The sequence below is a fragment of the Rhodococcus sp. P4_B6 genome (assembly GCF_056402215.1).
Genome location: NZ_JBFUHV010000247.1, coordinates 1 through 9,846, shown reverse-complemented (window position 1 = coordinate 9,846; position 9,846 = coordinate 1). Strand labels below are relative to the sequence as shown.

Sequence of the window (9,846 nt, the reverse complement as noted above, 5' to 3'; positions counted from 1 at the left end):
GCGTCGTACTCGACGTCCGCCTCCGCGAGCAGCACGTTCATGTGCCCGGGCATCCGGCCCGCGACCGGGTGGATGGCGTACTTGACCTCCACCCCCTTCGACTCGAGCAGCTTGGCCATGTCCTTGACCGCGTGCTGGGCCTGCGCGACGGCCAACCCGTACCCGGGGACCACGATCACCTGATTCGCGTACGCCATCTGGATCGCCGCGTCCGCCGCCGAGGTGGACTTCGCCGTCTTCACGGTCCCGTCCCCGACCGCCGCCGCGACACCACCGCCGCCGAACCCGCCGGCCACGATCGCCGGGATGGACCGGTTCATCGCCTTCGCCATCAGGTTGGTCAGGATCGAACCCGACGCCCCGACGATCATCCCGGCCACGATCATCGCCTGATTATTGAGCGCCAGACCGGCGGCCGCCGCGGACAACCCGGTCAGCGCGTTCAGCAGCGAAATCACCACGGGCATGTCGGCGCCGCCGATCGGCAGCACCACCATCAACCCGAGCACCGCCGCCAGCACCAGCACCCCCACGATCCACCACTGGCTGGTGGGGCCGGCCGGGTCGATGGCCTTGACCCCGATGGCCACCGCCAATGCGACGGCCCCGATCAGCAGCACCGCATTGAGCGGCTGCTGCAGTTTCCCGATGCCGATCGGGCGGCCGGGCAACGTTTCCTGCAGCTTCAGGAACGCGATCACCGAACCCCAGAACGAGATCGACCCGATGATCGCCGCGAACAACGACGCGATGACGATGTGCACCGTCGGCGACTCACCATGGGCGAAGGCGGTGAACCCGTCCGAGTCCAGGAACTCCGCGTAGGCGATCAGGGCGACGGTGCCGCCACCGACCCCGTTGAACAACGCCACCAGCTGCGGCATCGCGGTCATCTTCGTCCGCAACGCCGGCGGCACCCCGAGGACCACACCGATGACCAGGCCGGTGACGATCAGCACCCAGTTGGAGGTGTCCCGGATCGCGATCAGGGTGGCGACGACGGCGACGACCATGCCGGCGGCGGCGATCTGGTTGCCGCGGACCGCGGTCTTCGGGCCGGTCAGGCCCATCAGACCGTAGATGAACATCGCGAACGCCACGATGTACAGCACGTTGACGAGGTATTCCATTACCGGTTCCCACCCTTCTCAGCAGCAACAGCGGTGGGGGTGGGCTTGGACTTGAACATCGCCAGCATCCGGTCGGTGACCACGAAACCACCGACCACGTTGATCGTTCCGAACACCAGGGCCACGAACAGGATCACCTGCAACCCCCACGGCGGGTTCTCGACCTTGCCCAACACCACCAGCGCACCCAGCACGACGATGCCGTGGATGGCGTTCGTGCCCGACATCAACGGGGTGTGCAACGTGTTCGGGACCTTCGAGATCACCGCGAACCCCACGAACCCGGACAACACCAGGATCGCGATGTTCGCCAACAATTCGGTATACATCTAGGACACACCCTCCTCACGGGTGACGCAGGACGCGGCGAGGACCTCGTCCGAGAAATCGGGGGCCAGCGCCCCGTCGACGAGCATCAACTCGAGCAGCGCGGAGATATTCTTCGAATACAGCTCCGACGCGTGCTCGGGCATGGTGGCGGGCAGGTTCAGCGGCGAGCAGATCGTCACCCCGTGCTTGACCACGGTCTGACCGGGCTCGGTTAGCTCGCAGTTACCACCGGTCTCGCCGGCCAGGTCGACCACCACGGAGCCGGGCTTCATGCCCTCCACCGCGGCCGCGGTCACCAACCGCGGCGCCGGACGGCCCGGCACCAGCGCGGTGGTAATGACCACGTCGAAGCCCTTGATCGCGTCCTCGAGSGCCTGCTGCTGCTGCGCCCGCTCCGCCTCGGTSAGCTCGCGGGCGTAGCCGCCCTCACCGGCGGCGTCRATCCCSAGATCGAGCCACTGGGCACCGACCGAGCGGACCTGGTCGGCGACCTCCGGGCGCACGTCGTARCCGGTGGCCCGGCCSCCGAGMCGCTTCGCCGTCGCCAACGCCTGCAGGCCGGCGACACCGACACCGAGCACCAGCACCGTCGCCGGCTTGACCGTGCCGGCGGCGGTGGTGAGCATCGGGAAGAACCGGGTCGACTCCGACGCCGCGAGCAGCACCGACTTGTACCCGGACACGTTCGCCTGCGACGACAGCGCGTCCATCACCTGGGCGCGGGAGATCCGCGGGATCGCCTCCACCGCGAACGCCTGCACCCCGGCAGACTTCAGCGCGGCGACCTGATTGTCCTGGTTGCGGGGGGCGAGGAACCCGATCAGGGTCTGCCCGGCATGCAACCGGCCCACTTCCTCGTCCGACGGCGGCGCGACCTTCACGACCACGTCCGCCGACCACGGGTCGGCGATCTTCGCGCCCACCTCGGTGTACAACTCGTCCGGAATCAGCGCGCCCAAACCGGCACCCGACTCGACCACCACGTCGACGCCCTTGGCGATCAACGCGGCCACGACCTTCGGCACCAACGCCACCCGACGCTCACCGTCGTTCGACTCCCGAACGACGCCGACCGTCGGGCGCGCAGTCGACGCGCTCTGCGATGTACTCAAGTGAAAACCTTTCAAATAGAAATTGACTCACTGTAGGAATGGGCGTTGAAAACGTTGCAGAAGCATCGGATTTCGTGAAGCCACCACCGCACAGGTAGGCCTTCTTGCGGATCGTTGCTGGCGCGCTTYTCGACCGGGTTACGGGCGTTTGCTGGGGAGGTTACGCCAAGAACGTCGTTTGTGTCGTTGTGTCTCTGGCGCCCACACTCCAAACCCAAGACGACGCCGCATGGGTCGGCGGCGGCGAGGAGCAGGGGCGTCGAGTAGACGATGACTTGCTGTGTAGTGTCCAGTCTGCGGCGATCAAGTAGCCCTGCGATGATCGGTGATGCTATAGACACCAACCGTTCGACGCCGATCATCCAACCGTTCCCGGTGGTGCTTGCGCGAGCCGAGAGATACCGTGCGGTGGGCAGAAGAGCCGAAACGCTTGCTGAGTAAGAAATCCGAAGAACACTTACTGCGGCCTCGTCCCCCGGCAGAAGCTCGACGAGTCGAGTCGAGTCGGCACTACCGCGACCGCCCACGCGGTGGTGGCGCCGACGAGACACCAGTGTCCGTCGAGGACTCCGGCGACCGATGCCGTCCGGTCGCGGTGTTGGATGGTTGCGGTTCGGCTGCTCGGTACCACGCGTTCGCGCCGAGGCGGCTACGTCACCCTTCTGCGCATTAGGTCAGAACCTGGACGCTGTGGGGCGACAAACCCAAGGTCGATCCCGCTGCACTGGATCTGAAACCCGATAGCGCAACGGTTGGTGGCGTTGCTGCCCGTCACGGTGAGGTGACGCACGGCAGTGTGTCGTTCACATGAAGAGTGCCCGGTTGAGGCGGACTGCGTGGTCGGCTGTCGGGTTGAGGGTCGGGCTGTCGTATCTCTCGGCGAACGCAGCTGCTGCGATGTCACGCCGCTTCGGTGATCGCTCGGCGTCGGCGGCGGCTAACGCGGCCGCCATCTCGTCGCGAGTGAGATCCGTGCAGTAGCTGGGTGTGCCCGGTTGTTGCCGCCACGACTGGGCGAGGGTCCCTGCGTCGTACCCGTCGAACCCGGTGTCGTCGACGAGTGCGATGCCGACCCGCCGGTGGCGGGGATCGTCGGCTGCCACCGGTACGGCGATGCGCCCGGGGCTCGCGGCGGGGGCGCCTCTCGTGGCGAAGGAATCGGAACCGATCGCGTTCCACGCCTTGACGATCGGCCGGTCGAGTTGCTCCTGCACCCACAAGCTCTCGGCCTGGCCCGACTCGACGGCCTCGATCCGCGTGTCGCGTGCGGGGTAGTAATTCGAGGTGTCGATGACGACCGTATCCGCAGGAGCAGTCGATACAAGAGGCGCGATTCCGGGTATGCGGTGCAACGGGATGGACAAGACGACTACATCGACGTCGGCCGCGATGTCTGCGGCGTCTACTGCGGATGCCCCGGTGGCGAGTACGTCGGCGTCGATGGTGTCCGGGCCGCGTGAGTTGGCGACCTTCACCTCGTGCCCGGCCGAGCTCAACTTGCGAGCCAGTGTGGCGCCGATGTATCCGGCGCCGAGAATTCCGATCTTCATAGCTAACCTTCCTGTTAGTACGTGCGGCCGGCCACGTCCACGGGTGTGGCGGAGGCGAGTGCTGCGCGCAGCGTGTCCTTCGAGACCGGCGCGGCGGGGGCGGACGTGTATGTCTTGAGCGGCACAGTCGGATCGGCGAGGTAGATCTGCGTGTACGCGGCCGACTCGGGCTCGAAACGCCATGTCTCCGAGACGGGTCCGGCGTCGAGGATGTCGAAGCCGAGGCGGTCGATGAGATCGGCTGCGACAGCGAGCGCGTCGGGATCATCGCTGGCGATGGGCAGAGTGCTGCGGTCCGGTGCGCCGGACGGCCGCGCGAGCTGGGGGATGTGGTGCGCGAGGATGTTGTTGAACGCCTTCACCAATGCGGCGTCGGGCAGGTGTGTCTGGTTCAGCTGAGTTTGGTTGTACTGCCCAGAGTCCAATTCGGGTATCCGTCCGTCGCGGGACGGGTAGTAGTTGCCGGTGTCGAGCACCGTCCTCCCGCCCAACAGTCCGTCGGGGAGAGTGCTGTAGGCGGTGGCCGGGATGCTGAGTACCACGACCTCGCCGGCGTGCGCAGCCTCCTCGACGGTGCCCGCCCGGGCGTGGGGTCCCAGTTCGTCGACCAGATCCGTGAGGCTCTCGGGGCCGCGTGAGTTGGCGATCACGACGTCGATGTCGGCTGCCACCGCCAGCCGTGCGACCGCGGCACCGATGTTCCCGCTCCCGATGATTCCCAGTGTGCTCATGAGGTGCTCCGTTCCTTATCGATCTGAGGTGTGGTTCGGTCGGTCATCGTGTCAGGCGCGGGTCGCGACCGTACCGTGGTGCGGCATGGAGGTTGTCGCGCAGCGTCGGGCCCTCGTAGTCGAGGTGGAAGATTCCCCGTTTCTGCAGGATCGGCACGACCCGATCGACGAAGGCGTCGACGCCGTCGTGCAGACCGTCGACAGCGATCGAGAAGCCGTCGCACGCACCGGCGTCGAACCATTCCTGCATGTGATCGGCGACGTCCTCCGGTGTGCCGGCGACGACGGGGTGGTTGTCGATGACGCCGTTCGCGATGACATCTCGCAGCGACCACCCTTCGCGAACGACCTCGAGGGCTCGCTCTGATCGCGGGTCGGCGGGGTTGGCGACGGCGCGGGCGAGCATGTCACCGGGGACGGGTCGATCGATGTCGTCGTAGCTCAGGCGAAGCCCTAGCATCGCTCCGAGGTACTGGATGCGGTGGCGGAGATCGATCGATTCGTCGAGTCGACGACGCCGCGCGAGCGCATCCGCCTTCGAGTCGGCGACGGTCGGCATGAACCCGGCGAACATCTTCACGTCGTCCGCGTCCCGGCCGGCAGCCACCGCCGACGCGCGCAGCGCCTCGCGTAGTGCACGCCCGCTTTCGATGGTGTACGGGTTGGCGTACACACCGTCCGCGTACATCCCGGCCAGTTCGATCCCTTCCTGCCCGCCGCCGGCCTGGAAGATCACTGGCTGCCCTTGCTCCGACGGTGGGATCACCAAGGGGCCGCGCGACGCGACATACCGGCCCCGCACGTTCACCGGGCTCACCTTGTCGGGTCGGCGAACACACCGCGGTCGACGTCGCCGACGAACGCGTCCCGTTGCCAACTGCCCCCGAGTGACTCGACAATGTGGACCACCTCGTGGGCCCGTTCGTACTTCTGATGCCGCGGAGGCACCGCGGCGCCGAAGTTCGCTGCGGCGTCAGGGCTCGACGGGGTGACCGCGTCCCACCCCACGCGGCCGTGGCTGATCACGTCGAGTGCCTTGTACTGCCGGGCGAGGTTGAACGGTTCGGTGAACGTCGTCGAGCCCGTGGCCACCAACCCGATCCTCGCGGTCTCCCGCGCGATGGCCGTCATCACCACGATCGGATCGAGGACATAACGGAGCGGTTGACGCGCCAGGTCTGCGTCCAGCACGGGGGTGTCGGCGAAGAACAGCAATTGAATCTTGCCGCGTTCGGCGCTCCGCGCGAACCGCACGTAGGCGTCCATGTCCGTGTGGCTGTTCAGGTCCACACCGGGCAGCCGCCATGCACCCGGTTCGCTGCCGTACCCGCCGACCAGCTGCATCGACAGCAGCATCTGCTCGCCGCTCATGCCGCGCACTTATTCGGAGACTGCATCCGTTTCACGGGATCGACTATACGGAGGAGATCTCCGATTGTCGAAGCGGGTGGTCAGCCGGTCGCCCAGCCCGACCGCAGCAGCGTGCGTAGGCCCGTCGCGGAGGATGCGTCGGCCATTGCCGCGCTACTCACCCAGACCGTGGCCAGCACCGCCAGGAAGAGCTCGCGCCCACGGACGTCAGGGCGTGCAGTCCCGTCGCGTTGCGCGGCAGCGAGAAAGTCGTCGGTCGTGGTGATGAAGCCGCGACACGTCAAAGCGAGCGGCGACGTCTTCTCCTGCAACGCCTCTCGCAGGGGATCGGGGAGCCCGTCGAAAGCGGACGCCCACTCGCCGAGCGCGTCCAGCCATTGCTCCAACGCGGCGGCGGAGTCGAAGTGCCGGCCTTCGATGACGTCACGGCGCGCTTGAAGGGTGTCGTCCCGGCTGCGGAGAAGTTCGGCGAGGAGAGCGTCCCGAGAGGGGAAGTGCCGGTACAACGTTCCGGGGCCGACGCCGGCGCGTTTGGCGATCGTGTCCATCGATCGCGTGACCCCCTCCTCCGAGAACACCGCTTCGGCGATCTCCAGAATGTGCGCGCGGTTCCTCAGTGCATCCGCACGCGGTTTACGTCCCGCCCGTGTCGCCTCAGCCATGCCAGCCCCTCTCATCTACTAAATGGAGGATACCTCCAAATACAGTTCGGGCAGCCAAGGACAGACAGCAGTCAGGGAACGGCAACTCAGGTCACCGCAGACATGGTTGCGGAATCCTTTGTGTCGCTCATCCTCGTTAGCGTCACCCCGATTCGGACACGATGGAAGAAACCGTTCGGCCACGATCGCACGTTCGGCGGTGAGGCCTGCAGCGACATCCGTCCCGCAGGCAGTCCGTCGAGAAAAGCGCGCTTCCCAGGCGTCCGACCCGGGCTACGCTGCGCCCATGCCTCATTGCGCCCAACTGGTCGGATGCGATCACAGCGGCGCCGACGGACCCCCAACGACCGATCCACGTTCTCGGGTAGGTCCTGCGCGGCGTCCGAGGTAGCGAGCGATGAGGCTTACAGGAGGCGTCACACTTCCGATCACCGCCACTTCGAGCGTTCCTCCGACTTCCCGAGTCGCGTTATTCATCCCCGAACCGATACCGGCCTTCTCCCGAGGTACCGCGTCGCAGCCCTTCCCACCCAGGCGACCACCGGTGAGCCTTGCGATGGTGCGTTCGATCTTCCACCTGTATCTGCCGAGCCGATCGTTCCCGTCGATCCCGCGTCGGGCGATGCGCGGGACGATGCCCTATGCGCGCAGCCACCGACGGTGGACGTCGTAGCCCTTGTCGGCTCGGAGTTTTCGGGTCTACGGCGGCGCGGACCACGCCTGGACGCAGCAAGGTGCTGTCGTGGGGATTCGCTCCGGAAACGTCGACGACCAGTGGGATTCCGTTCGAATCGGATAGGACGTGGATCTTCGATCCCTTCTTACCCCGATCGACCGGGCTGGGTCCGGCCGATCGAGGCCCCTTTTTCCCGGACGCTTGCCGCGTCCAGGATCTGATCGCTGCCGACCAGTGGAGTTCGCCGGCGCCGCATGCCGGTCAAGCAGGGCTTGATGCAGTTTTTCGAACACCCCCGCCGCCGCCCATGCGGTGAACCGGCGGTGCGCGGTAGGGACGGWCACYCCGAACGASGGCGGAAGGTGCCGCCACGCGCACCCACTTGTCAGCACRAACACGATCGCGGTAAAGATCGCACGATCGGCGACCGGCGCGCTCCACCCCCTGCGGGCGGGCGGCGAAGCGCGGAATCAACGGTTCGACGATCTCCCACAACGCATCCGGCACCAACCGCTCGACTACGGCGCTCGACAACGGTTCCGACAGCCCGCCGGAAGCAGAGAGCCGTCTTTTCACCGCACCGAGCCATTGCAACAGCGGCCACGGCGGAATAACGCCGCTCGCGTTCTATCTCATCGCGGCGAGCGTTGAGATCCTCATCGCGCCGCTCCATCCGCCTCAGCCACTGCTACAGCCCGCTCGTTGACAATATGGAGACACACTCCGTATTCTTTTCCGAGTTTACCGGAGAGGTTCTCCGATTGAGCATTGGGCACACCCTCAACGTCGCCCAAGTTCAGTCCGACACCCCAACAAGACGATCAGATTCCGAGGCACCTTTATGACCAGCAGCACTGACCCCAACGTTCCCGGCACGGACGTCGGCACAATCGGATTCGATCCTCCCGACGCGGATGACGCGGGACCGAATGACCGCCGCCTCCTGCCTGGCGAGATTCTAGCCATCGGGGTGTTGGCCTGCTCCGCGTTCATCGTCGTGTTGAACGAGATGGTGATGGGTGTCGCCCTTCCGGATGTAATGGACGACCTTCGAGTCGACGCAAGCACCGGACAATGGCTCACCACGGGTTACGCACTCACCATGGCAGTTATCATTCCCGCAACAGGATTTCTGATGCAACGCATCCAGCTGAGGCCACTGTTCCTCGCGACGATGGGGTTGTTCACTGCCGGAACAGCAATTGCCGCCGCGGCTCCAGGCTTCGAAATACTGCTCGCCGGGCGCATTGTTCAAGCTGCCGGCACCGCCGTCCTGGTGCCCCTACTGATGGCAACCGCGTTCCGACTCGTTGCAGAAGGTCGTCGCGGCCAGATGATGGCCATTATCTCCATCGCCACGGCAGTAGCACCCGCGATCGGACCTGCCATCTCCGGTCTGATCGTCGCCAACTTCACGTGGCGTTGGATCTTCATTCTGGTGCTACCGCTTGCTGTAATCATGCTGATCATCGGCGCCCTCAAAATGCCCAACGTGTCAAAACTCCGCCCGGTCACCCTCTGTATCAGGTCAATTATTCTGTCCACCATCGGATTTGGAGGAATTATCTACGCGCTCGCCAGCATCGGCGAGTCGTCCGGCAGCCATCTTCCGATCACATTCTGGTTCGCCCTAGCTGCAGGCGTTGCCGGAATCTTACTGTTCGTCCTACAGCAGATTCGCCTACAGCATCGAGACGCAGCGCTGTTGGACATGCGGATCTTCGCCCACCGCGGTTTCTGCCGTGCATCCATCGCCATGGTCTTCATGGTCATGACCGCCTTCGGCATCGCGATTCTGCTGCCCTTCGTATACCAGACCGTTTTCGGGCTGGGGGTTCTCGAGACGGGTCTGCTGATGGTCCCTGGCGGCGCCACCATCTCCATCGTGTCGGCAATCGTCGGTCGCTACTACGACAGAACCGGCGCACGCCGGCTGACAATCCCAGGTGCTGGCATCGCAGCCGCTGCCCTGTGGTTCATGAGCACCATCACCCTCGACACGCCGATATGGGTGATTCTGTTGGCACACTTGCTGTTCTGCTCCGCCACCGCTTTCATGTGGACTCCATTGTTCACGCTCGCTCTATCTGCGTTGCCACACCAGCTTTACCCGCACGGCAGTGCCGCACTCAATACGATTCAGCAATTGGGCGGAGCCGCCGGGGTCGCGRTACTGATCTCTGCCATCAGCATCTTTTCGGCGGACGTCACCCCGATCGACGGTGCCCAAGGAGCTTTCACTGTTGCCGCGTCAATCGGGTCCTGCGGCTTGCTCGCAGCAGCA

The 9,846-nt window shown here is 65.4% G+C and carries 9 protein-coding genes and 1 pseudogene; 1 reads left to right on the top strand and 9 read right to left on the bottom strand.

The window, feature by feature from the left end:
* From AC1DWT_RS46810 to AC1DWT_RS46770, 9 genes and pseudogenes are all read right to left on the bottom strand, one after another.
* Positions 1-1,130: NAD(P)(+) transhydrogenase (Re/Si-specific) subunit beta (locus AC1DWT_RS46810; protein WP_477925874.1), on the bottom strand; the 1,130-nt coding region annotated here is incomplete at its 3' end.
* Complete coding sequence (locus AC1DWT_RS46805; protein ID WP_477925873.1) at positions 1,130-1,459, bottom strand: NAD(P) transhydrogenase subunit alpha part 2; 330 nt, start codon at positions 1,457-1,459, stop codon at positions 1,130-1,132. The genes AC1DWT_RS46805 and AC1DWT_RS46810, both read right to left, overlap by 1 nt.
* Positions 1,460-2,572 carry a Re/Si-specific NAD(P)(+) transhydrogenase subunit alpha gene (locus AC1DWT_RS46800; protein WP_477925872.1) on the bottom strand — a complete coding sequence of 371 codons (1,113 nt, stop codon included), beginning with the start codon at positions 2,570-2,572 and terminating at the stop codon, positions 1,460-1,462.
* An 803-nt stretch (positions 2,573-3,375) separates the two neighbouring features.
* Positions 3,376-4,122 carry an NADPH-dependent F420 reductase gene (locus tag AC1DWT_RS46795; RefSeq protein ID WP_477925871.1) on the bottom strand — a complete coding sequence of 249 codons (747 nt, stop codon included), beginning with the start codon at positions 4,120-4,122 and terminating at the stop codon, positions 3,376-3,378.
* Between the two features lie 14 nt (positions 4,123-4,136).
* Positions 4,137-4,853 carry an NADPH-dependent F420 reductase gene (locus AC1DWT_RS46790; RefSeq protein ID WP_477925870.1) on the bottom strand — a complete coding sequence of 239 codons (717 nt, stop codon included), beginning with the start codon at positions 4,851-4,853 and terminating at the stop codon, positions 4,137-4,139.
* Positions 4,854-4,896: 43 nt separating this feature from the next.
* The gene (locus AC1DWT_RS46785; RefSeq protein ID WP_477925869.1) at positions 4,897-5,661 is read right to left on the bottom strand and encodes an LLM class flavin-dependent oxidoreductase; all 765 of its coding nucleotides are present in this window, start codon (positions 5,659-5,661) and stop codon (positions 4,897-4,899) included.
* Positions 5,662-5,666: 5 nt separating this feature from the next.
* Positions 5,667-6,224, bottom strand: coding sequence for an LLM class flavin-dependent oxidoreductase (locus AC1DWT_RS46780; RefSeq protein ID WP_477925868.1), 558 nt, complete (start codon positions 6,222-6,224; stop codon positions 5,667-5,669).
* Between the two features lie 80 nt (positions 6,225-6,304).
* Entirely contained in the window at positions 6,305-6,886 is a 582-nt protein-coding gene (locus AC1DWT_RS46775) for a TetR/AcrR family transcriptional regulator (RefSeq protein ID WP_061698953.1), read from the bottom strand.
* 555 nt (positions 6,887-7,441) lie between these two features.
* Positions 7,442-8,069 (bottom strand): annotated as a pseudogene (locus tag AC1DWT_RS46770) (IS5 family transposase); the annotation flags it as partial.
* 334 nt (positions 8,070-8,403) lie between these two features.
* On the opposite strand from AC1DWT_RS46770, the gene AC1DWT_RS46765 reads away from it, so the two are divergent.
* A partial coding sequence (locus tag AC1DWT_RS46765; protein WP_477925867.1) for a DHA2 family efflux MFS transporter permease subunit occupies positions 8,404-9,846 on the top strand: 1,443 nt, incomplete at its 3' end.